Source organism: Pseudomonas sp. AB6 (genome assembly GCF_034314105.1).
Classification (GTDB): domain Bacteria; phylum Pseudomonadota; class Gammaproteobacteria; order Pseudomonadales; family Pseudomonadaceae; genus Aquipseudomonas.
In genome coordinates, this window is sequence record NZ_JAVIWJ010000001.1 from 2,834,397 (window position 1) to 2,856,087 (window position 21,691).

The window sequence follows — 21,691 nt, forward strand, 5'->3', positions numbered from 1 at the left end:
GGGTGCATCATTCCTCATATATCGAGCTCGGATTGACACACTCAATAGTGACTATCTGTTCGGATAAAACCGGGGAATAACCCGAACACTTCCACGCCGTCTGAAGTTGCCTGGCCTATGGACACATCAACCCGTCGAGTTTGTTTCTCGGGAGTGCGTCGGTAGTTGACGAAGTGCTGGCCGTTGTCTTCGCTGAGGGCGTCTGGGGGGACGACGATAGCGCTGGGGTTTTGGTAGGTGATGATCGACAATCGGGCGCTCATGCCCAAACGGATGCGTTGTTGCTGCGGCGCGTTCAGGGGAGGCAAGGCAACGGCGAGTTCGTAAGAGGCTCCACTACCTTGCAGCTCGGACTGCAACACTTGTGACCCAACCGAGGTAATCGTGCCGTTGAGAAGGATGCCTGCAAAGCCGTCTCCGACGATGTCCACCGGCTGGCCTTCGCGCAGTTGGTTAATATCGCCCTCATCGACCTTGGCCACCACTTGCAACCGTTCCAGGTTGGCCAGTGCGAACAGCGGCTGACCCGGACTCACGCGGGCGCCTTGTTGCACGGGGCGGGCGTTGGTTTCAGCATCGTTGCCAGGCACACGAACAATGATTCCGGCGAAGGGCGCGCTGACGTCCCGTTGTGCTTCCAATGCCAACAACGCTTGATATTTTGCTGACGCATTGGCCAGTTGCATATCGGCGATCTGGCGATTCTCACCGAGGGCCTTTGCGCTCACATCCTTTAGCTCGGCGTGGGCCGCCTTCAGGTCCAGGCGCTGCGTCTGCGCCTGCTGGGTCAGGGCGTCGACTTCCATGCGCGGCACAATTCCGCGATCCAGCAGCACGCGGGTTTCTTTGAGTTTGCGTTCGGTGTCATCCAGGCTCAGTTGGCTGGTACTCACAGCCCTTCGCGCTCGCGCCATGTCCTGACCGTGAGCCCAATGCTGCAAATCCTGTACCGCTCGCCGGGCTTTGAGCTGCTCTGCCAGTGCGTCTCGCAATTGGATTTGCAACAGCGTGGTGTCGAGGCGCAGTAGCACCTGACCACGCTCGACACGCTGCCCCTCGACGACATTTTTCTCTGCCACGGTGCCGTCGAACGGTGCGGAAAGTGTCAGCAGCGACCCCGGCGCTATGCGCCCGACCATACCAATCCTTTGTACCAAAGGCGCTGTTGCAACGGGTAGCCAATGTCCTGTGTTTGCGGTCGCGGGTTGCGCACTTATGTACGCAAACAGGCCTAGGGCACTTATTAGCATGCTGCCAACAAGCCCTGCGGTTTTTAACGACCGATAGCGGTTAACGGGTCGATCAGTCATTCAGGGCTATCTCCCAGCTGTGCAACGTCATGCCCAGGCTTTCATCGAGCTGGGTTTGGGCGTTGAGGTAAGCAATTTGGGCGTTGAGCGTGGCGTTATCAGCCCGGCGCAAGTCCGCCTCGAAACTGAGCACCTGAAAGTTGCTGGAACGGCCGAGTTGCAGCTTGTCGCGCTCAATGTCCAGCTTGCGTTGCGAGAGTTGTCGAACCCGCTGGGCGATTTCGTATTGCCGCCATCGCGTGCTCATGTCGCGTATTCCGTTGCTGACGCTCTGCTCCAGCACTTGCCGAGCCTTGGCCCGCTCAATGGCGTGACTCTCCACCGCAACCTGCGCGGTCACCGCTCGCTGGCGGGCGGTCAGATCGCCGATGGGCATGCTCAACTGAATACCCGCGTAGCTGCGCCACGCCCTGTCAACATAGCGTTGCTTGGTACCTGGTCGATTACTTGACTGGCTCGCACCGCCGATTAGCGAAACGTCCCACAACCGTGAGTTCTGGGCGACGCGCAGGTTAATTTCGGCCTGCTCGCCGGCAATCATTAGTTGCAAGTACTTCGGTTGCTGGGCCTGCGCCACGCGCAGTGCCTGCTGTCGGTCCATCTCCAGGCGTTCGACCTTGAGCACTTCACTGGCTCTTAGCCGAGTGCCTTGGTCCAAGGCCAATAATTCCAGCAAAGCCAACCGACTTTGATCCAGTTGATTCGCGGTCTCTTCAACACCCAACTCTTGGCTGGCCAGATCCGCCTCGGTTTGCACACTTTCAAATTCGGCCATTCGCCCGGACGCAATCAGGGCCTTGTTAACCTCCAGCAATTGTCGAGAACGGGTCAAAGCAGTCTGGGCAATTCGCTGCTGTTCCTGGGCCTTCAATAACTCTCGGTAAGCCGAGACGATCTGGGTGACAGTTTGGGAAACCGTCGCTTTCAAAAGGAGCTGATTGTGCTGCTCGCTCAAGCGCGCCAAGCGAACAGGCGCGGTGACGATCTCGCGCCCCGCCCCCTTTAGCAGCGGTTGAACCACTTCGAATGCCAGGCCGTTATCCCGTTTCCGTCCATGTTGGTTGGCCTGATTGAAATGCTGAGTCCACGACAGACTGAACTGAGTTCCCCACTCATTGAGCAACTTCGCTGAGGGCGTCAGGCTGTAATCGCGATGACGATCCTCATGCCCACGGTTCGTCACGTATTTGCTGATGATCTCCGCTTGCGGTCTGAAAGCGTCTTGTACCACCCGCAGGTCGAATTTTTGAACCACACGCTGTAGATACGCGCTACGAATGCTGCGGTTATCGCGTAAACCCAGGTAAACAGCGTCTGCCAGAGTAAGGTCAACCGATAACGTGGACACTGATGCCGCGCTGACGAATGCCATACTTGGTTGCGCAGCGTGAACCTGGGTTGACCCGCTCACGCTATTGGGAGTCAATAAAGCCGCCAGTGAAACGACATGCACAAGGGCAGCAACAATCCACCAACGTTTGCACCCCAAAGCGCCATTAGTCTTGCACCGCTCACGCCGCCTCTGCCCATGCGAATTTATGAAAGGGAATCTTCCAGTCATTTGCAGGTTTTCATTTGCGCGCTCCCAGACTTGCCAACAGGCTTTCCGGCGTTTGCTCGGTGAAGATCACGCTCAGCGGCTTACTCAGTTTCAATGGACCGTAAAGCTTTTCTTCTCGGTCTAGATAGCTCTGCTGAACGTCGCGATACCCATCCTGATAAATGCTCTGTTCTATGGGCATCAATGCGTCAAAGTGTTCGAGCAAACCCCGAAATACCAATCGCCTTTCAACGGTGTGATAAGTGGTTGCGATCAATTTGATGAAATAGAGACTGTCCAGGGACCGAAGCGCCTCATTAGCCGCGTAACGCTCAGCAAGGTTAGAGCGACCTGAGTCGTCATAGACCAGGCAACACAACGCCTGCCTAGATAGGTCCGTGAACGGGTTTTCCGCGTAGGCCCTGCGATGATGCCTGGCCAGCGCAAATTCAACCGCTTGATCCGTCTGGGTCCGAGGCGTTGCGGGGTCAGGCTCGGGCAATGCCTGAATATAGGGGGCTTGGCGTCCCTGCTCGGCCACTTGGGTCGAGAATGCCGCGAACAGGCCTGCGGGACCGACAAGATCAGTGTGTAATTTGAGCCGTTGTTTTTTTGAAAGCAGTGCTTGTCGTGCAGCTAACTCCGAACAATCTAACGCCTCCCTTACTTCGGCAGTGCAGGGATGAATCTGCGGATGGGCGGCAACGCATACATCGGTATCGAACATTGAAACAGTCACGTGATTACTCCACTTTTTATTAACAAAGACTTCCAGGTCTTGTGTTTCGATTATTCATCCCGCAGCGCTACAACCGGTGATAACCGAGACGCTGAAATCGCGGGGTACAGTCCAAAAAACAAACCTGTGCATAGAGAGCTGCCCATGCCTAGTGGCAAAGACAACAATGAAAGGCTGAATGGCCAACCGGAAAACAGCGTAAAAACATAAGCCGCCGCCACGCCCAGCACCGCGCCGAGGATTGCCCCGGCGATAGACAGCGTGGTGGCTTCAAGCAGGAACAACGTGCGGATATCACGCGGGCGAGCCCCCAAGGCCATGCGCACTCCAATCTCGCGTCGCCGCTCGGAGACGTTCATCAGCATCACGTTCATCACCCCGACCCCGCCCACCAACAACGAGATACTTCCAAGCCCCGCCAGTAGCCAGGCGAAGGTCTCGGCCTGACGCCGAAGTCCCTCCAGCAGTTGTTGTGCAACTTGCACGTCCACCTGGCGACCGCCGAGCTGCGCGCTCAAAAGGGCCTTTAGCGCCTGGGCCGTAGTGTCTAAATCGATGTCAGGCTTGACCTTGGCCACGAGGTTGCCGATCTCGGCCGATGGCCTGAGACGCTGCATACCTTCAATGGGAATGAAAATGGACTCATCCGCAAGGATGGGCATCAGCGGGTTAGCCGTTTGGCTGCGGGCGATACCGATGACTTGATAAAGGTAATGGTCTATTTGCAGCGCGTCTCCCAGCTGCAACGGTTGGCCCTGGGCACGTAAATCTTCAGCAACCCGCGCCCCGACCACGACAAAGGTGCTGCGCTGATCGAAGGCTGAAATGAAACGCCCAACCTGCAATTCCAAACCCAGGATCTCGGCCAGCCCAGCAGTGGTCCCCACCAGACTCGCATCCAAATGCGCCGCGTCTCGCTTAATACGCACTGAATGTTGAATGATCGGTGCAACTTGGGAAATGCCTAGCACGTCCTGACGAATCCGCTGGGTATCCAGGGTTGGCGCAAGCAAGGGCTTCTTTTGCGCGGAAAATGGAAAGCTGACGACCAGCGTGTCGGTGCCCATGTCGTTGAACGTGCGCAAGGCGTCTTCGGCAGCATTGCGGCCGATGTTAAGCAATGCGATAACCGAGGCGCTACCCACTACGATGCCCAGCAGGGCGAGTAACGACCGTCGCCCAAGGGAGCGCAGACTGTCGATGCACTCAGCGAAGGCCTGTCGCCATGAGGTCGAGGAATGCGCTTCAAGATTAACCATGGGCACCATCCTCGTGCAGCTCGCCGTCGATCACTTGAATTCTTCGATCAAATGGTTTGGCCAGTTCAATGTCGTGGGTCACCATAACCAGCGTCACCCCATGCTCGCGATTGAGCCCCAGCAGCAACGCCATGATGTCTTTCGCGGTTTGGCTGTCCAAATTGCCGGTGGGCTCATCGGCCAACACTAAAGCTGGACGGCCCACCAAAGCACGGGCAATCGCAACCCGCTGACGCTGACCCCCGGACAAATCAGCGGGTTTACAGTCCACTCGGTCGGCAAGACCGACCAAGGCCAATTGTTCCCGCGCCAATAACCGGGCTTCACGACGCGGCAGACCGCGATAGCTCAGCGGCAACGCAACGTTATCGATGACGCTGAGCCGGGGTAGCAAATTGAAGGCCTGGAACACAAACCCTATCTCGCGATTTCGCAGGTAAGCCAGACGGTCAGCATCCGCGCTTTGAACGCACAACCCTGTGAAGGTCAACGCTCCGCAAGTAGGTTGTTCGAGTAATCCCAAGATATTCAAGAGTGTACTTTTACCCGATCCCGATGCCCCGACCAGCGCACACGTATGTCCACGCTTTATGACGAGATTAACGTTATTGAGTACTGTAACAACTTCCTGAGCTCGTCGATAACAGTGACTTACGCCGAATAACGAGAGCAACTCTGGCGTCTCCTTTGGAACGGCTTTTTGTATTAACATACTGTGCGAATTCACCAACCCAAGCCTACCCGCTCGCTAAAAATTAACTATGGATACTGAGTTTACCGCCGGCTGTCACCCATCAAAACTTAACCTTCCAAGGCACTAAATACATGACTGTCCCTGATAATAGGAGCAACGCGACTTTAGGCACAATCCTACAGATGTAGGGGGTATTACAATCAGCGCGACTTTTGTTTGCTCATATATTGGGCCATGAGTGCAGCGCGGGTTTTTGCTCCATTCTTTTTTAACAGCGAAGACACATGATCCCGGGCCGTGTAGTCACTAATACTGAGGGTTTCAGCGATTTGTTTGTTTGTTTTTCCGCACAACAACAGTGCCAGCACTTCGCGCTCTCGGCGTGTTAATCGCATAGCTCCATCCTTAATATGATCGATGTCCTACTTCCGTGTAGGAATTCTCTTACATGCCACACTTTTGCCGCTCAAACAGTAAATCGGCAACCACCTCATTTTATTTAGGCGAGAAATAATAATTATTCACCGGCAGATCATCGCGACCGAATACTTGAAACTGTTCTTACGCGACAACAGGCTTATGGTCAGAGCCGGACACCTTTTGCTGAAGAAACTTCCTACAATAAAATATCTTCGCTCTGTAAGCATTAAGAAAGAGCACCTACATGGCACCCACGTTGATGATGACTTTTTGCAGCGGCACCGATAAGCAGCCTTTAACCACTAGTTGTATAGACAGGCGGCACAATAAACTTCGCGAATGAGAATTACAATCATCTGTTACAAATAACGCGGCATCCCGTTCACGCCGTAACGTGTCTAAAAAAAGACTTGCACGCTGTCTATGACTAGCACCCTGTCCGGGCGACAAGCATAGGCCTTGGATTAGGCCGTCGATCAGCGAGGTGAACCGGCTGCCGCATCATCAACCTCCAGTGCCCGACGCAGGCCAAAGAAGCCAGCGGTCGCTAAACCAACTGCGCCCATGACCGCGCTATAGCCAACGCACACCCAAGGGCTCCACGGCATCAATGCAATCAACATCAACGGTGTGGTGCTGGCCCACAACGCATAAGCGATGTTGTAAGTGAAGGAAATACCGGAGACGCGAATGTGCGCCGGGAACAACCCAACCATCACGGATGGCACAACGCCCACTATGCCGCAGGCTAAACCGGCAATTGCATACGCCAGACCTACAGGCAGCCAGTTACCGACCAGGCTGGTGTACAAAACGCCGATGCCGAAGGGCAGCAACAGGCTATAGACGATAACGCTGCACCATGCGCCCAAGCGATCTACCAGCAGACCAGCTAGCACACAACCGATGTTGAGAAACACGATGCCCACAGCACTTAGCGCAAAGGTGTGGCTGGCACTCATGCCAAAGCGTTGCTGCATTACAGTGGGCGTAATCACCACTAACACCACAACCGCCGAGGTCAGTACGCAGGTCAGCAACACCGCTGGCAACAGCGCTTGACGGTGCTCGCGAAGTACGGCGCGCAGGGGAAATTCTCCCAGCGCTTCTCGCTGAGCCTGTAAAGCCATGAACACCGGGGTCTCGCTTAGCCAACGACGCAACCAAACACCGACTACCCCAAATATGCCGCCCAGCAAAAATGGAATGCGCCAGGCGAAATCGAGAATCTCGGCTTGACTGTAAGCCCGCGCCAACCAGGTCGCGACCAGCGCACCCAGTAAGTAGCCGAAGGTCAGACCTGCTTGCAAGACACCCAGCGCATAACCACGGTGGCCAGTTGGCGCGTGTTCAGCAACAAATACCCAAGCGCTAGGTACTTCGCCACCCACGGCTGCTCCCTGCAAGATACGAAACGCCAGCAAGATTAGCGGCGCCCAATAGCCAATCTGCGCATAGGTCGGCATGAGCCCAATCAATAGGCACGGCAGTGCCATCAACAGAATGCTCAAGCTGAATATTCGCTTGCGACCCAGGCGGTCCGCGAAGTGCGCCATCAGGATACCGCCCAATGGCCGCGCCAGATAACCGGTGACAAATATCCCGAAACTTTGCAGCAGACGCAGCCATTGCGGCATTTGCGGAGGGAAAAACAACTGACTCAGAGTCAGCGCGAAGAAGACAAAAATGATGAAGTCATAGATTTCCAACGCGCCGCCGAGCGCCGCCAAGCCCAGGGTTTTGTAGTCAGCCCTGGACAGCGACTGGGTGCGAGGTTGCTCAATAGCTGTCATGAAAAATCCGAAACAGGGGTACTTGAAACTGTCACAGGCATTGGCATGGGCACCCGGACGCAGACGCCCAGCATACCAAAAGCACAATGCCCGCAAAGCAAGCAGCGGCTAAACCCTTGGCTTCGAGGGAAGTTCTCTGATTAGTGCCTAAGTGGACTGCCTGCGATTGCGCCGCTACCCATCGACCCTCTGAGCCGCCGTTATCGGCCTTTTTATCTTTATTGCACAGTCGTGACAGCGACGACTGTGGCTGGGTCGGCATGATCGGGTTTTCCCATCGGGTGTGTCTTCGAGGTCAGCAATGGCCGAGGAAAGTCTGCGACTTCGTTTTAGCCCAGTGAGGCGCACCTGATAGGCGGCACGCCTTGGGCCCGTGATCAATTGCGTTTAGCGCGACGCTCGGCAACCTGCCCCAACACGGCGAGGTCCATGTGGCCTTCGTCGTGGGCCTGAGCATCCAGCAGGCTTTCGTGGACCAACTCGGCCATGGGCAGTGCAACTGAAACCCGCTCTGCCGCCGCCAATGCCAGCCCGACATCCTTGAGGCCCAGCGACGCTTTAAAGGCGGCGGGTTCATAGCGACGTTCAGCGATCAACGCGCCGTAGCCTTGATAGACCGGGCCGGGAAAAATGCTGCTGGAAATCAGCTCGATCAGCTTTGCCGACTCAATCCCGTATGCGCCCACCAACACCGCCGCTTCACCCATGGACTCGATGGCCGAGGCCAGCATGAAATTGACCGCGAGTTTCATCACATTCGCGCTGGCGGCTTTTTCGCCAAGCGCCCAGGTTTTGCGACCGATCAGGGCGAGCAGCGGTTGTACTTGCTCAATGGCCGACGCGGGGCCCGCCGCCAAAATATTCAGGTTGGCGCTGGCAGCTACATCTGGACGACCCATCACCGGCGCGGCGATATAGGCCACACCTTGGGCCTGGTGCAAAGTCGCCAGCTCTTCGGCAAACGCCACGGCAATGGTGGCCATATTGACGTGAATCAACGGCGCCTTGAGGCTTTTTAGCAGGCCGGAATCCAGCAATACCTCGCGTACGGCCTGGTCGTCTGCGAGCATGCTGAACACGATGTCTACCTCAAACGCCTGTCGCGGCTGACTCGCCGCTTTGGCCCCAAGCTCAACCAACTTTTGTACCGGCGCGGGTGAGCGGTTCCAAACCCATAGTTCGTGACCGCCTTTCAACAGATTGCTGGCCATGGCTTGGCCCATGTTGCCGAGTCCGACAAATCCAATTTTCATGTGTCTGCTCTCCGGTTGAAGAATAAAGTTCTAGTGCGACTAAAAAAATGCGACGAGGGTTGGACACTGGCGCGTAGATTAAACTCCCTGGCGACTTTTCAAGGAATATCGGAATGACCCCTTCCCTGCTGCTAGCTGTTCTTGCCTCCGGCTTCATATACGGCATCACACCCGGTCCAGGAGTATTGGCGGTGTTCGGCATTGGCGCCGCGCAAGGACGACGCGCCGGAGCGGCCTTTCTCAGCGGGCACTTGCTGGGCGATGTGGTCTGGTGCAGCACCGCTTTGGTTGCGATTGTCGGCGCCAAGGTTATCGGCAGTACCGCGTTCGACGTGCTTGGGATACTGAGCGGCATGTACCTGTTCTGGCTCGGCCTTCGTGCCCTTCGTGCCAAACGCAGTCAAAACCATCAGCCTCAAGCCGTGGCGCGTCAGCCGTTCTGGCATGGCGTAACCTTTGGCCTGACCAACCCCAAAGCGTATCCCGTCGCGGTGGCGACCTTTACTGCGTTGATTTCCAGCCGGGCCGAACTGCTGGACTGGTCGATGCTTCCGGGGATGATTCTGCTCAGTTTTGTAGGGGGAATTGCAGCGTACGCCATAGTCGTGGCCATCGTCGGTGCGCGGCATGTGCGAGCCGTGTATGTGCGCCATGAACTAGTAATTACCCGCGTTTGCGGCGTGATGTTCATTGGCTTCGCAATAAATGCGCTGGCGCATTCGGTGCCCGGTTTGCTGTCACGTTTCTCAACCCGATAAATTAAGCATGAGTTAAGCGAAAGAGATCAGTTTGGCTGTCGGAAAAAAATGCCTTCGCAGGCAAGCCTACCCCCGCAGGATTATAGGAGTTGGTTTGCCGATTAAAGTGTCTGTACAGCCAACTCACTGGTTAATCCAATCCAACCTTCAACAGTTCCCCATTCTGCTCGTCCGTCAGCACATACAAGTACCCATCCGGGCTCATCCTCACGTCGCGGATCCGCGCTTTTAATTCGCCTAACAATCGCTCTTCATGAACGATCCTGTCGCCAACGAATTGCAGGCGTATCAGTTCACGCGCCGCTAATGCGCCGATAAACAGGTTGTGATCCCAAGGCTTGAAATGATCCGAATCATAGAATGCCATGCCGCTGATAGCTGGGGATTTCTCCCAAACGTGCCTGGGCGCAACCGTACCCTCTGCTGTTTTACCCTTGGCCTGCGAGATGGGTAAACCGGAGTAATCCACGCCGTCGGTTGCGATAGGCCATCCGTAGTTTTTCCCGGCCTCGATTACATTGACTTCATCCCCACCTTTAGGCCCGTGCTCGTGGGTCCAGAGGGTACCGGTCCATGGGTTCAGTGCCGCGCCCTGTGGATTGCGGTGGCCGTAGGACCAAATTTCAGGCCGAACACCGGCTTGGCCTACGAACGGATTATCGTCCGGCACTCGACCATCCGGAAAAATCCTTACGACCTTGCCTTGCAGCTTGTCCAAGTCCTGAGCCGTTGGGCGGTTGTTATTTTCACCCAAGGTAACGAACAGGTAGCCGTCACGGTCGAAGACCATCCGAGAGCCGAAATGATTGCCTGTGGATAACTTCGGCTCCTGACGAAAGATCACCTTGAAATTCTCAAGCGACGTCATGTCCTGAGAGAGTCGACCACGGCCCACCGCAGTACCAGCTGTTCCCCCTTCGCCACCGCCTTCGGCGTACGACAAATAAACCAGTCGGTCATTGATGAAGTCCGGGGACACCACCACATCAAGCAATCCGCCCTGACCTTGAGCCCAGACTTTGGGCACGCCAGACAGCGGGGGCGAAAGCTTGCCGTCAACTGACACGATTCGCAGATTGCCTGGGCGTTCGGTGACCAAGATCCCTTGGCGGTTTGGCAAGAATGCAAGCGCCCACGGATGGTCTAGGCCCTTGGCTATTTGATCAACAGTGACCGTACCTAACTCGCTGTCAAACGTTTGAATCGGCCCAGCCGAAGCGGTGAGTGTTAACCCTAGCAACGTGCTGGCACAGACGGTGGCGAACAGGGTTTTACGCAATGAAAAAACAGTCGGAAGAACAATACGCAACATGAGCGATTCCTATCTATTCAGGTCTCTGCTTGGGGGGCTCGAAGGCGCCCCGGAAGGTAGCTGGCGAGATTGAGCGCCGTTGCCGATGCCGCCATTTTCAAGGGTTGGCGGCCGAGGGTTAGTCTGCGGGCTGATGCGATTCGACGGAATACTCGACGTAGTGCCCTGTCGACTATTAGGGTTGGCGCGGCGAATGGGGCTGTTGTACGGATTATTGTTGAACGTGCTGTTGCGGTTGGCCCCACCGGCTGGGGTATTTGCGCCAGCCTGAGCTAAACCGACCATGCCCATTCCTAACACCGCGCTGAGCGCAAACCTTGCAATACACCGCTTGAAACTCTCCATCACCTACCTTCTGTTCGAAATGGTAACGACAGAGGTTTGATAACAATTGTCGCGCTAAGTTGCGGCGCTAAGCCATCAACGTTGAGAATGAGCCTGGAAGGCAAACCCAGCCTAGTCCCGCCTGCACCGCAGCGCATTGCTTCACGACCACCCCGTGTTAATTTTTGCCCCGTTGGTGACGAACTCTCGCCACCGCCTCTATTAATTTGAAACACGTGTGCCGTTGTTAAGGCACTCTTTGTCGGTAAGTGCACAATTGTTCCAGACACGCTATTCGGCTACGCGGTAGGTTGTTGCAGGTACGTCCAAACGACGAGTAAAAACAGTTCGGATTGTGTGAGTTGGGCCCGACCCAAAACAGGAGAGATGGCACCCATGACACCGCGTAACTGGATCGATTTGAAGCAGGACGCGGAGTCCGGAATCGAGACTATTCGCGCTCACTTCGAGGGCCACGCCTACGATCCCCATTGGCATGACAGTTATCTGGTCGGTGTTACCGAACAAGGCGTCCAGCAATTCAACTGCCGACGGCAACGGCATCTGAGTACGCCGGGGCGAGTTTTTTTGCTGGAGCCGGGGGAAGTTCACGACGGCGATGCCCCTGCACCGGAAGGTTTCACCTACCGAACCTTATACCTTGACCCGCAATGGCTCGACCGTGAACTGCGCTCGCTGTTCGATGACACGCCTGAACACACCCAGCTAAGCTTCGCCGCCACGTTAGCGGACGATCCGCGTCTGGCTCTTGCCACCGCCAATGCATTCCAAGCCTTACACGGCCAAGAAATACGCATCGTGCGCCAGGCGGGGCTCGATACCCTGCTCGCGAGTCTCACGCACCATTTGCGCTGGCGCACGCAATTGTCCCTCGATCCGCGCCTACCACTAGTAGCCCACAAAGCCCGGGATTACCTGCACAGCCATATGAACCAAGACGTCGGCCTCGACGACTTGGCTCGCGTGGCCGGAGTAGACCGCTTTCGCCTCACCCGCGCGTTTAAGGCAGCGTTCGGATTAGCGCCTCACGCCTACCTGATCCAGCTGCGTCTAGCCAAAGCTCGGCGCCTGTTGGCAGCCGGACAAGCACCGGCCGAGGTTGCCGCAGCCTTGGGATTTGCGGATCAAAGTCACCTTGGTCGCTGGTTTCAGCGGGTCTACCGCATGACTCCGGCCGACTACCGTAAACGTTGCTCAAATCTTCCAGACTGAGGCTTTTAGGAAGGTAATGATTGCTCCACGATCAAACATTTCCGAGCCCCATCATGAGCCCTTTTTTACCCTTTATGCTGTTTGCCTTCGTTGCATCCATTACCCCCGGCCCTACCAATATTCTGGTGCTGACCAACAGTTCACGCTACGGCATGCTAGCGGTACTACCCATTGTATTTGGCGCCTGCACTGGCGCGGCAATGATCGTGATGATTGTGGGCATGGGGTTAGGTGATGTGTTGGTGCGTTACCACGGCGTGCAGACCGCCATGTCTTGGATTGGCATCGCTTGGTTAACGTATTTGGCATGGCAGATTTTCAGCAGCTCAGCGGTCATCGTTGAGTCCCGGGACGCTGCCAACGCCAGCCAACCAAAAGGCCCAAGCCTGGGAATGTTCGGCGGCGCCAGCCTGCAGTTGGTCAACCCCAAGACTTGGATGATGGCACTGGCGGTGGTCAGCGTATTTGCCGGTACCGAGGCTGATCGGACGACGCGGGTGCTCTACCTGTCGTTGGCGTTTTTCCTGATTTCCATTCCCTGCATGAGCGCTTGGGCGTACTTGGGCGCCCGCGCCGCGAGGTTTTGCACATCCGCACGCGCTATGCAGCGCTTCAACCAGACCATGGCCCTGTTGTTGCTGGCCTCAACCTGGTTGACGCTGTGGGTGTGAGTGGCCGCAACTCGGCGCGTTAGACGGGGGATTGCGGAAGGCTAATCGTAAAGGTGGTGCCCACATCTGGTGAGGACACCACGCGAACATCCCCCTGATGGGCGCGAGCGATCTCGCGAACAATGAACAGCCCGAGGCCCACGCTACGCATGTCGTCGCCACCTTTAACGCCGCGAATCATCGGTTCGAACAAATTGCCGAGCAATCGCGCTGGAATTGGCGTACCTCGATTGTGCACGGTAATCGTTACCCGTTCCGCTTCCGACGTAGAGGTGATCGCAACGGTCCCATCAGGGTCGCCATAGGTCATGGCGTTAGCCACCAAGTTGCCGATGGCTTGATACAGGCGATCACCATCAGCGACACACTGCCCTGAGCCGACATGCTGATGGCTCAAGGTGCGGCCGGAAAAGGTCATCGCTAATTCCTCCACGCAGTTGGCAACCACGGCATGCACATCGATGACCTGGGGTTTGACTACAATTCCCCGCCCAACCCGAGCTTGGGTAAAGTCCAGCAAGTCCTCGATCAGACGGTGCGCACGGTCTGCAGATTGGGTGACATGGCCCAAAATGCGAGTGCGCTTTTCATCTTCCTCATTGCAGGCCAGCAAGCCGGCAGCCATCTTTATCGCGGTTAGCGGATTACGCAGATCGTGGCTGACGATGCCCACCATCTGTTCGGCAAACGTCGCACGAATCTCAGCGTCCGCATGCGCCAGACGTAGACGATTTTGTGCCAAAGAAAGCGCCTGCTGCGCCTCAAGCTGTTGCAGTAGCCGCTCTTCGGCAAGCCTGCGTGCGGCGAGCAATTCACGCTCATATCGATTGCGGTCTTCGGCAACAAATATCGCTAGCTCATGAAAGAGCCCTTCGGGATGCTCTCGGCGCAATGCGTTGAGCATGGTGGGGATCGAGTGGCCGTTTTTATGGACCAAATCAAGTTTGACCTCGGCCACCGAACCCTGCATTTGCAACAGAGGCGCCCAATGGGTTTGGTGGAAAATCCGGCCGCCCATGCTCAGCAGCTCTTGAAAGCGCCGCCCGAGCACTTCGTCTCGATCGAAACCCACCCAACTGCAGAACGTTGAGTTCACCCGAACAATTACACCCGCCGTTGTCGTGAGCAGCAACCCGCATGCCGCGGTTTCCCACAACGAATCGCTGTCCGGCAGTGGCCCAAGCCCATCAGACATGGGCACGAGCTTCGAAAGGCATCAGGAATTCGTTCATAGCATCAATGCAAGCGCTGGGAGCACTTAAATGCGGGCAATGACCGACATTCTCGATCACCCGTAAAGTGCTATTGGGTAGAGTATGTTGCAGGTACTCACCGACTAAAAGCGGCGCAATAAAATCATCGCTACATTGAATAATCAGCGTCCGGGTGGTGAGTAGAGCAACGTCTTTACGGTTGTCCGAGGTAAAGGTCACACGGGCAAATTGTTTGGCAATTTCCGGATCGGTTCGGCAGAAGCTATTAGTTAGCTCCACGCCCAACTCAGGTTGCTCGGGCGCGCCCATAATGGCTGGGGCCATGGTGCTAGACCAACCAAGGTAATTGCTTTCCAGGGTGTCGAGCAACGAGTCGATGTCCGAGCGAGTAAAACCACCGGTGTAATCGCCATCGTTGATATAGCAAGGCGACGGGCCGACCATCACATGCCCGACAAAGAGCCCCGGTGCCCGCAGGTCGGCCAGAACCCCAATCATCGCACTCACCGAATGCCCTATATAAATTACGGGGCCGACACCCAGTTCATCAATGATCTCCAGCAGGTCACTCGCATAGCCGTCCAACGAGCTGTATTTATCTTGCCAATACGCCTCCAGTTGCGACGAGCCGCTGCCCACCAGATCGAACAGCACAACCTTGAATCTAGCTGCAAAAATCGGTGCCATAAAACGCCACATGTGCTGGTCACAGCCAAAACCGTGGGCAAAAACCAGTGTCACTGAGCCTTCCCCGGAGACCTGTACGTTATTGCGCTGTTGTACCGACATCCCCACCTCCAGAAAACCACTCTCACTCGACCCTGAAGCACAGAGGAAGTGCCCTTCAGGCGGTGACCAGTACTATTTTTATGAGACTCAAGCGTCATGAAGACGCTCACGTCATCGCACGCAAATGACACCTTAGACCATTTACAAGTATTCGTATGAGTGGATCTGACGAACGAGAAGGCAGTGCCCAGCTACTCGCCGATGTCTTCGTTCCATAGCTGAGGTTTGCTGGCGATAAAATCGCGCATCAGCTCGACACAGCTGTGATTATCTATTACATCGACTTGCACACCTCGTGAACGCAGCAGTTCTTCTTCGCCCATGAACGTTTGATTTTCACCGACCACTACTTTTGGAATCCCGTACAGAAGGATAGCGCCACTGCACATCGCGCAGGGCGACAACGTGGTGTACAGCACTGACTCTCTGTAGGTTTGAGCCGATTGACGACCCGCGTTTTCTAATGCGTCCATTTCACCGTGCTTGATCGCGCTGCCCTCCTGCACGCGCCGATTGTGCCCCCGACCAATAATCTGCCCGTTGTGCACAATAACCGAACCGATAGGAATACCACCCTCGGCCAGCCCTAATTGAGCTTCTTCAAGCGCCGCTTGCATAAATAGATCCATGGAAATCTCCTGACGCTGGAACGATGGCGTGGCTATTGGGATAACTTGGTCTGTGCACTGAGCAGCACTTGGGCGACGAAGGTTTTGAGCAACTCTGCCGATTTGGCTTTCATGCTCATCCCTACGTCTTTCTGTCTCGCCTGAAACTTGGTCGCCAATTCTTTAGGCACATCGTTCTGATTCAAGGTGCGCATCTCGCTGGGGCTAAACGATTCGCGATAGGCCGCCGCCAAGTTACGGTTCCACTGTTCCTGATAGATGGGCTGCAAACGTTGCAGCTCGTTTTGGACTAAGGTTTGCCCCTGAACCTTACCTACTTTCTGCAAAATACCAGCGAAAGTGGCAGTGCGTGAGGCAACTTGAAAGCCCAGCCAAGCGAGGCTATCGCCTAAATGGTGTTGCTGAACAAACACCAAGGCATTGTCATTGCTCTCGGTAGCCAACACGCTGCGCGGCGTATTCATGAGCAACACCGCCAACACCATGAGCATCAGATTAAAGACGCGCAGTACCGCGACTTTACGCGTCCCTGTCATTTCCCCTCCTCAGCCTTGGCAATAAGTGCAACCCAGCGTTGCCGAGTCATGCGGTAAATCTTTACGCCACGTCGATGATACTGACTGTGGATAAATATGTTGAAACCTAGCTTCTCGATGACATTCACCGAGGCGATATTTTCAGGTTCGACAATTGCGATCAATGAATCGACGCCTAACGTACCGAACGCATAATCTCGGGAGGCCATGGCAGCCTCGGTCGCCAATCCTTTACCCCAGAACTCGCGGCTCAAGCGATAGCCGATCTCTACTTCTTCGGCGCCCTCGACCGGCTCAGCGTTCAGACCGCAGAATCCGATAAAGGTCGTGGTCGCCCTATCAATAACTGCCCATGGGCCAAAATTATTGGCTTGGTAGGAAAAAACGCAACCCGCGACGAACTCTCGCGTTTCCTTTTCACTCATTACACCGCCAACTGAATGTCGCATGACCTGCGCGTCGCCCAAAATTGAGGCAAGCACCGGCACATCCTCGATTTTCAGTTCGCGAATCAGCAGCCTTTCTGTAAGGAGTTCAAACCCTGTCCTGCCCATCTACGCCTCGCTCTAAAAGCATGGGAAGGATTTACGCACAACATGTGCACACAAGCGAGTTTCAGGAAGCATGCGCTGCGGTCATCGATAGTGTTAAAAATAAATCTGTAGGAGCGCGGAGCCGTCCCAATCTACACGGTCGTAAACGGTTTACAGACTACCTCTAACCTTTTGCGCAACATCGGCCGGGACCCATGCAGTCCAGACTTCCGGGTGATCGCGCAGGAACGACTGGGCAACCGCATGCGGTTCCAAGCGTTTTTCGCTCATTTGGCCCAAGGTTTTGTTGAGCAGATCGATCGGCAAATCGACCTTCTGGAAAAACGCGACAAGGTCTGGGTATTTGGCGTGGAACGGCGCGGAGACACCAATGGCTAAATGCGCGTCCAAGGAGCGCGAGCCTTTGGGATTAGGGTTATTGGCATCGGACAAGGTTTTCCAGGCATCAGCATCAAACGGCGGCTCTTCAAGCTTCACCAGTTTGAAGCGACCAAGCAACGGCGTCGGCGACCAGTAATAGAACAGTACCGGTTTTGCGCGACGGATTGATGAGGTAACTTCGGCGTCCAATGCTGCACCGGAACCGGTGCGGAAGTTGACGTAGCTGTCGTTCAGGCCATAAGCCTTGAGCTTTTGAGTGTTGACAATTTCAGAGGTCCAGCCCGTAGGGCTGTTGAGGAAACGGCCTTGGGTTGGTGATTCAGGGTCACGAAAAACGTCTTTGTATTTCGGCAGGTCGGCCACTGATTTCAGGTCAGGCGCGACCGCTTTAATGCCGCGCTCGGCATCTCCCTTAATAACGTACTCCGGCACCCACCAGCCTTCCGTTGCACCTTTGACGGTATCACCAAGACCAAATACCTTGCCTTCAGCTTCCGCCTTGATCCATGCAGGGCTGCGCCCTGCCCATTCTTCACCAATGACCTGAACATCGTCCTTGGCCAACGCCGTTTCGAGACTGACGGTACTGCCCGGCAGGGTGTCGGTGGGGTAGCCGTAACCCTTTTCGACAATGGAGCGCAGGATTTCTGTGATCAAGCTACCGCTTTCCCATGTGATATCACCAAAATGAATAGGGGTCGTTTTTTCAACTGCATGCGCCGGCTGCGAGAGAATTCCCAACGCCAATACGGTGCTGCCCAGTAGATGTTTTATTGAAGTCATGGTCGTCTCTTGGTCATTGGGAGGCAGCGGGTAAATGCTTTGTTCATGCAGTGCTGACAGAACGCTGGCAAATACCCCACTCAACTGTTATCTGCGGATACGTCACGCTATTGATCTGTGACAACAAAAAAGTCGCTTTGACCTTGCTCGTCAGCGGTCAAGCAATACATCGACCCATTGCAGGGTTTTAGTCATTAGTGTGGGATTTTCAAGGGAAAGACTGCGCGGTTCAATGCAGAGTATTACCTTGAAATAATTGTTCCTCACATCCAGTCGACGTCAATTACGTAAGCGCTTACGTATTAATAATCCTGCTCAACTATTTTTTTAATTCTTAACATCATTAAAATCATTCTGAAATCAGACGCCGCAATCCCCATCTCTCGGCTTCGCGCCGGTAATCGAGCAGCACTTGATAATCAGCTTCCGTAGCCGGTAAAACTTCATGAATTGCTAATATGGCGGCGACCTCGGGTAGGTCTTGAAGTGCCAAATTCATCGCATTACGGATGCGCTCAGCCGCAACGGCATCGAGCGAAATAGCACAGATGTAAGGCAAGGTCGGACTGGTCGCGGTTTGGGCAAGTATCCGCAGACCATTAAGTTCGCAGCTGGCATCTCGGGCCAAATAGTCATAGGTCACGCCGTCTATGGCAGCCAGGTCTCCCCGTCCATCGCGCAGCCAACGCATGCTCTCCCGGTGACCGCCCGTCAGTGAAACCATCGAAAAGAAGCGCCCATCACGTTGAAGCGGCGCCAGGCGATGGCGCAGCAGGTTCATCCCGGAATTGGAATCTTGGTTATTGATTAGCCCATGACTGCCGCGAAACTGTTCGAGGTCGGCACGCGGATCATCGTCACGCACTAGCAAGAGGCTGCAATGGTTGCCGTCGGCACTGTGCGCAAGTCTGTAATCCGGGCGCCCAATCAACCGCACCTTGCCCCGTAACGAGGTCATCAGCGGATAGCCACAGGTCTGACTCAGGAGCAAATTGGGCGCCAACCACAATGCAATCTCGTGTTCAGCATCGTCTCCAATGACGTCGAGCCGTTGTAGGATTCTCGACAACCAAGCTTCACTGGCCTCTCGCAGCCGGTCCGGCGCGGTATACATTAACAGTGCTGCAAAGCCATGGGTCATGCTCAGGCCCCTAGTGGGTGCAATGGCGCCGCGAAATAATGTAAACCCATGAGTGATGGACTGAGAGCGGTAAAAAAGAAGCGGAGCCTGGGAGGCTCCGCACTGCTAAATCAAAGGCTGAACAACTGATCTCAGCTATCTTTCTTCGCCTTCTTGTCAGCGCGTTTTTCTACGAGGGTTTTCGCCGGTTTTTTCTTGTCAGCTTTCTTTGAATCCATACCTTTGGCCATGATGTGTACTCCGATGTGGGGAATCTGGGCTCAGTTATACACCTAATCTGACATCGCACCGACCCCCAATGCAGCGGGTTATGATGCAGCGCACACCAAACGGTCATTGCGGCTGAACCCACCTTTTTGATCTGCCACCCCTGCGCTATTGAGTATTATGCCTACTACCCTTTTCTGCGTGCTGCCCGAACCGGCCAGACCGTTACTGAACAAATTCTATCGAGACCACAAATCGCCAATGCGATCGCCCACGCAGGCACAGTTGTGGGTGGCGAAAAAACCCGAGATTGTTGGGGCGCTGTGCCTAACCGCCGTCGCAACCGGGCATTGGCTTACCGGATTGTTCGTAGCGCCGTCGCTGCGCGGGCAAAATATTGCAAGTGACTTAATTCAAGAGGCAGTGGCGCACGCGGTGGGACCGGTCTGGTTGTTTTGCAATCCTGGCCTCCTCAACCTCTATCAACGTGGCGGATTTCAACTCAACCCCTCACTGCCTGGGGCTTTGGCGGACCGTTTCGAGCGCTACTGCAGAACCAAATCTCTTATCGCCATGGGCAGGTCCAGCGGCCCGTTTTAGAAAGCAATCATGCTCATCGTTAAAAAGTGTAGTTGTGAGGCTAAATCTGCGTGTTAGCCTTTCGGCCAGTGGCCCTGAATTGGGCCAAACGACAAGGATTGGTATGAAATTTTCGCTTATCGCTTGCTCCCTCGCTGCTCTCCTGGGGCTTGGGCTCAATCAAGTTCAAGCTCAGACTTACGACATCCATGCCCCAGCCTCCACAGTCACTGCCGCGCAGTTTGCCAAAGTGCTCTCAGGATCTTGGCGCTTGCCAGAAAACAGTGCGCGTGATCAATACCGACACCCACAGCAAACCTTGCAGTTTTTTGGCTTGCGCGCCAATCAAACGCTGATTGAAATTACCCCTGGCAACGGCTGGTACAGTGAACTATTGGCACCGCTCCTCAAAGATAAAGGCCGCTACATTGCCGCTGTGCAATCGACCGCCACCGGGGACAATGCGCGCAAGGCGGCTGACCGACTAAAACAAAAATTTGCCGCAGACCCAACCCATTACCGCAAAGCGCAGATCGTCGAGTTCGATCCCCAGGCCCCGGTGTTTGGCAAGCCGGCTTCCGCCGACGCACTGCTGACATTCCGTAACGTGCACAACTGGGTCATGGCGGACGATGCGCCTGGGATGTTCAAAGGGTTCTATAACGTATTGAAACGGGGGGGCACCTTGGGCGTGGTCGACCACCGGGCCAACGAAGATGCATCGCAAGAATCGATTAAAGACAGTGGCTATTTACCCACCGCATACGTCGTAAAACTGGCTACCGATGCGGGGTTCGTGCTGGCGGGTAGCAGCGAAATCAATGCCAACCCCAAGGATACCAAGGACTATGCGCAGGGTGTCTGGACCTTGCCGCCGACGCTAACCATGGGTGATCAGGATCAGGACAAATATGTGGCCATCGGCGAATCTGACCGTCTTACCCTGCGTTTCATAAAGCCCGCTCACCCAAAAAAATTGACCGGCAGCGCCAAACCCTAGTCATTCGTCGGCATTTGGGTCCATGTCTGGAAACAGAACGTCCATATAGCCGAACTTGCTGAAGTCGGTGATTCTTGATGGATAAAGCCGACCGATCAGGTGATCGCATTCATGCTGCACCACGCGCGCGTGAAAACCGCGGGCGGTGCGCTGGATGGGTTGACCATTGGGGTCAAAGCCCTCGTAACGAATATGCTCGTAACGATCTACCATACCGCGTAAACCCGGCACTGACAGGCACCCTTCCCATCCCTCTTCCACCGTAGGGTTCAGCGGAGTGATCAGCGGATTAAGCAATACCGTTTGCGGTACTGCATCGGCTTCAGGGTAACGCTCGCTGTGTTCAAAACCAAAGATCACCAACTGTAGATCAACCCCAATCTGAGGCGCTGCCAAACCAACGCCGCCGACACTGTCCATCGTTTCGAACATGTCAGTGATCAGGGCGTGGAGTTCGGGCGTACCGAACATTGCCTCGGGAACCGGCGGGGCGATACGCAACAAGCGCTCGTCGCCCATTTTCAGAATTTCGTAAATCATAAAAACCTTATCTCTGGGCCAAGTACGTAATC

Annotated in this window: 22 protein-coding genes and 1 pseudogene; 5 read left to right on the top strand and 18 right to left on the bottom strand. The window is 55.2% G+C overall.

From position 1 onward, the window contains the following. Window positions 1-41: 41 nt before the first annotated feature. The 8 genes and pseudogenes from RGW60_RS13390 to RGW60_RS13425 form a co-directional block, all read right to left on the bottom strand. A complete protein-coding gene (locus RGW60_RS13390) occupies window positions 42-1,310 on the bottom strand; it encodes an efflux RND transporter periplasmic adaptor subunit (RefSeq protein WP_322205051.1) in 1,269 nt (422 codons plus the stop codon). Further along, the gene (locus RGW60_RS13395; protein ID WP_322205052.1) at window positions 1,303-2,682 is read right to left on the bottom strand and encodes a TolC family protein; all 1,380 of its coding nucleotides are present in this window, start codon (window positions 2,680-2,682) and stop codon (window positions 1,303-1,305) included. The genes RGW60_RS13390 and RGW60_RS13395 overlap by 8 nt, the downstream gene beginning before the upstream one ends. 199 nt (window positions 2,683-2,881) lie before the next feature. Then, on the bottom strand, window positions 2,882-3,589 hold the full coding sequence (locus tag RGW60_RS13400; protein ID WP_322205053.1) for a hypothetical protein: 708 nt from the start codon (window positions 3,587-3,589) through the stop codon (window positions 2,882-2,884). A gap of 50 nt (window positions 3,590-3,639) precedes the next feature. Beyond that, entirely contained in the window at window positions 3,640-4,848 is a 1,209-nt protein-coding gene (locus tag RGW60_RS13405) for an ABC transporter permease (protein WP_322205054.1), read from the bottom strand. Next, window positions 4,841-5,560, bottom strand: coding sequence for an ABC transporter ATP-binding protein (locus RGW60_RS13410; RefSeq protein WP_322205055.1), 720 nt, complete (start codon window positions 5,558-5,560; stop codon window positions 4,841-4,843). Before RGW60_RS13410 ends, RGW60_RS13405 begins: the two co-directional genes overlap by 8 nt. A gap of 105 nt (window positions 5,561-5,665) precedes the next feature. Next, window positions 5,666-5,937, bottom strand: a pseudogene (locus RGW60_RS13415) (LuxR C-terminal-related transcriptional regulator). Window positions 5,938-6,438: 501 nt separating this feature from the next. Then, window positions 6,439-7,755 (bottom strand): MFS transporter, encoded by a 1,317-nt coding sequence (locus tag RGW60_RS13420; RefSeq protein ID WP_322205057.1) that lies wholly within the window; start codon window positions 7,753-7,755, stop codon window positions 6,439-6,441. A gap of 377 nt (window positions 7,756-8,132) precedes the next feature. Continuing rightward, window positions 8,133-9,032: an NAD(P)-dependent oxidoreductase gene (locus RGW60_RS13425; protein WP_322206915.1), complete on the bottom strand. Its 900-nt coding sequence runs from the start codon at window positions 9,030-9,032 to the stop codon at window positions 8,133-8,135. Between the two features lie 89 nt (window positions 9,033-9,121). On the opposite strand from RGW60_RS13425, the gene RGW60_RS13430 reads away from it, so the two are divergent. Beyond that, window positions 9,122-9,766 carry a LysE family translocator gene (locus RGW60_RS13430; protein ID WP_322205058.1) on the top strand — a complete coding sequence of 215 codons (645 nt, stop codon included), beginning with the start codon at window positions 9,122-9,124 and terminating at the stop codon, window positions 9,764-9,766. A 130-nt stretch (window positions 9,767-9,896) separates the two neighbouring features. Here RGW60_RS13430 and RGW60_RS13435 read toward each other — a convergent pair whose 3' ends face one another. Together RGW60_RS13435 and RGW60_RS13440 are read right to left on the bottom strand one after the other, a co-directional pair. Beyond that, window positions 9,897-11,078 (bottom strand): PQQ-dependent sugar dehydrogenase, encoded by a 1,182-nt coding sequence (locus tag RGW60_RS13435; RefSeq protein ID WP_322205059.1) that lies wholly within the window; start codon window positions 11,076-11,078, stop codon window positions 9,897-9,899. Window positions 11,079-11,087: 9 nt separating this feature from the next. Next, entirely contained in the window at window positions 11,088-11,423 is a 336-nt protein-coding gene (locus RGW60_RS13440; protein WP_407074052.1) for a hypothetical protein, read from the bottom strand. Between the two features lie 375 nt (window positions 11,424-11,798). Here RGW60_RS13440 and RGW60_RS13445 point away from each other — a divergent pair, with 375 nt between their 5' ends. Together RGW60_RS13445 and RGW60_RS13450 are read left to right on the top strand one after the other, a co-directional pair. Continuing rightward, window positions 11,799-12,635 (top strand): AraC family transcriptional regulator, encoded by an 837-nt coding sequence (locus RGW60_RS13445; RefSeq protein WP_322205060.1) that lies wholly within the window; start codon window positions 11,799-11,801, stop codon window positions 12,633-12,635. Window positions 12,636-12,688: 53 nt separating this feature from the next. Beyond that, window positions 12,689-13,306, top strand: coding sequence for a LysE family translocator (locus RGW60_RS13450; RefSeq protein WP_322205061.1), 618 nt, complete (start codon window positions 12,689-12,691; stop codon window positions 13,304-13,306). Window positions 13,307-13,325: 19 nt separating this feature from the next. Here the strand turns inward: RGW60_RS13450 and RGW60_RS13455 are convergent, their stop codons facing one another. From RGW60_RS13455 to RGW60_RS13490, 7 genes are all read right to left on the bottom strand, one after another. Next, window positions 13,326-14,501, bottom strand: a complete 1,176-nt coding sequence (locus RGW60_RS13455) for a PAS domain-containing sensor histidine kinase (RefSeq protein WP_322205062.1) — start codon at window positions 14,499-14,501, stop codon at window positions 13,326-13,328. Then, a complete protein-coding gene (locus RGW60_RS13460; protein WP_322205063.1) occupies window positions 14,494-15,309 on the bottom strand; it encodes an alpha/beta hydrolase in 816 nt (271 codons plus the stop codon). The genes RGW60_RS13455 and RGW60_RS13460 overlap by 8 nt, the downstream gene beginning before the upstream one ends. 191 nt (window positions 15,310-15,500) lie before the next feature. Further along, a complete protein-coding gene (locus RGW60_RS13465; protein WP_322205064.1) occupies window positions 15,501-15,938 on the bottom strand; it encodes a nucleoside deaminase in 438 nt (145 codons plus the stop codon). Between the two features lie 32 nt (window positions 15,939-15,970). Continuing rightward, window positions 15,971-16,474, bottom strand: a complete 504-nt coding sequence (locus tag RGW60_RS13470; RefSeq protein ID WP_322205065.1) for a hypothetical protein — start codon at window positions 16,472-16,474, stop codon at window positions 15,971-15,973. Next, window positions 16,471-17,028 carry a GNAT family N-acetyltransferase gene (locus tag RGW60_RS13475; protein ID WP_322205066.1) on the bottom strand — a complete coding sequence of 186 codons (558 nt, stop codon included), beginning with the start codon at window positions 17,026-17,028 and terminating at the stop codon, window positions 16,471-16,473. Before RGW60_RS13475 ends, RGW60_RS13470 begins: the two co-directional genes overlap by 4 nt. Before the next feature lie 150 nt (window positions 17,029-17,178). Further along, complete coding sequence (locus RGW60_RS13480; protein WP_322205067.1) at window positions 17,179-18,192, bottom strand: ABC transporter substrate-binding protein; 1,014 nt, start codon at window positions 18,190-18,192, stop codon at window positions 17,179-17,181. A 349-nt stretch (window positions 18,193-18,541) separates the two neighbouring features. Beyond that, a complete protein-coding gene (locus RGW60_RS13490) occupies window positions 18,542-19,333 on the bottom strand; it encodes a phosphate/phosphite/phosphonate ABC transporter substrate-binding protein (protein ID WP_322205068.1) in 792 nt (263 codons plus the stop codon). 468 nt (window positions 19,334-19,801) lie between these two features. Here RGW60_RS13490 and RGW60_RS13495 point away from each other — a divergent pair, with 468 nt between their 5' ends. Both RGW60_RS13495 and RGW60_RS13500 read left to right on the top strand, forming a co-directional pair. Next, window positions 19,802-20,140: a GNAT family N-acetyltransferase gene (locus RGW60_RS13495; RefSeq protein ID WP_407074053.1), complete on the top strand. Its 339-nt coding sequence runs from the start codon at window positions 19,802-19,804 to the stop codon at window positions 20,138-20,140. Window positions 20,141-20,243: 103 nt separating this feature from the next. Then, a complete protein-coding gene (locus tag RGW60_RS13500) occupies window positions 20,244-21,119 on the top strand; it encodes a methyltransferase (RefSeq protein ID WP_322205070.1) in 876 nt (291 codons plus the stop codon). Here the strand turns inward: RGW60_RS13500 and def are convergent, their stop codons facing one another. Continuing rightward, the gene (gene def / locus RGW60_RS13505) at window positions 21,120-21,659 is read right to left on the bottom strand and encodes a peptide deformylase (RefSeq protein WP_322205071.1); all 540 of its coding nucleotides are present in this window, start codon (window positions 21,657-21,659) and stop codon (window positions 21,120-21,122) included. Window positions 21,660-21,691 lie beyond the last annotated feature (32 nt).

Excerpts from the sequence above, each read along its gene's own strand:
- RGW60_RS13390 (WP_322205051.1), bottom strand. The coding sequence starts at position 1,310 with ATGACTGATCGACCCGTTAACCGCTATCGGTCGTTAAAAACCGCAGGG.
- RGW60_RS13395 (WP_322205052.1), bottom strand. The coding sequence starts at position 2,682 with ATGGCATTCGTCAGCGCGGCATCAGTGTCCACGTTATCGGTTGACCTT.
- RGW60_RS13405 (WP_322205054.1), bottom strand. The coding sequence starts at position 4,848 with ATGGTTAATCTTGAAGCGCATTCCTCGACCTCATGGCGACAGGCCTTC.
- RGW60_RS13410 (WP_322205055.1), bottom strand. The coding sequence starts at position 5,560 with ATGTTAATACAAAAAGCCGTTCCAAAGGAGACGCCAGAGTTGCTCTCG.
- RGW60_RS13420 (WP_322205057.1), bottom strand. The coding sequence starts at position 7,755 with ATGACAGCTATTGAGCAACCTCGCACCCAGTCGCTGTCCAGGGCTGAC.
- RGW60_RS13430 (WP_322205058.1), top strand. The coding sequence starts at position 9,122 with ATGACCCCTTCCCTGCTGCTAGCTGTTCTTGCCTCCGGCTTCATATAC.
- RGW60_RS13435 (WP_322205059.1), bottom strand. The coding sequence starts at position 11,078 with ATGTTGCGTATTGTTCTTCCGACTGTTTTTTCATTGCGTAAAACCCTG.
- RGW60_RS13440 (WP_407074052.1), bottom strand. The coding sequence starts at position 11,423 with ATGGAGAGTTTCAAGCGGTGTATTGCAAGGTTTGCGCTCAGCGCGGTG.
- RGW60_RS13445 (WP_322205060.1), top strand. The coding sequence starts at position 11,799 with ATGACACCGCGTAACTGGATCGATTTGAAGCAGGACGCGGAGTCCGGA.
- RGW60_RS13450 (WP_322205061.1), top strand. The coding sequence starts at position 12,689 with ATGAGCCCTTTTTTACCCTTTATGCTGTTTGCCTTCGTTGCATCCATT.
- RGW60_RS13455 (WP_322205062.1), bottom strand. The coding sequence starts at position 14,501 with ATGTCTGATGGGCTTGGGCCACTGCCGGACAGCGATTCGTTGTGGGAA.
- RGW60_RS13460 (WP_322205063.1), bottom strand. The coding sequence starts at position 15,309 with ATGTCGGTACAACAGCGCAATAACGTACAGGTCTCCGGGGAAGGCTCA.
- RGW60_RS13465 (WP_322205064.1), bottom strand. The coding sequence starts at position 15,938 with ATGGATCTATTTATGCAAGCGGCGCTTGAAGAAGCTCAATTAGGGCTG.
- RGW60_RS13470 (WP_322205065.1), bottom strand. The coding sequence starts at position 16,474 with ATGACAGGGACGCGTAAAGTCGCGGTACTGCGCGTCTTTAATCTGATG.
- RGW60_RS13475 (WP_322205066.1), bottom strand. The coding sequence starts at position 17,028 with ATGGGCAGGACAGGGTTTGAACTCCTTACAGAAAGGCTGCTGATTCGC.
- RGW60_RS13480 (WP_322205067.1), bottom strand. The coding sequence starts at position 18,192 with ATGACTTCAATAAAACATCTACTGGGCAGCACCGTATTGGCGTTGGGA.
- RGW60_RS13490 (WP_322205068.1), bottom strand. The coding sequence starts at position 19,333 with ATGACCCATGGCTTTGCAGCACTGTTAATGTATACCGCGCCGGACCGG.
- RGW60_RS13495 (WP_407074053.1), top strand. The coding sequence starts at position 19,802 with ATGCGATCGCCCACGCAGGCACAGTTGTGGGTGGCGAAAAAACCCGAG.
- RGW60_RS13500 (WP_322205070.1), top strand. The coding sequence starts at position 20,244 with ATGAAATTTTCGCTTATCGCTTGCTCCCTCGCTGCTCTCCTGGGGCTT.
- def (WP_322205071.1), bottom strand. The coding sequence starts at position 21,659 with ATGATTTACGAAATTCTGAAAATGGGCGACGAGCGCTTGTTGCGTATC.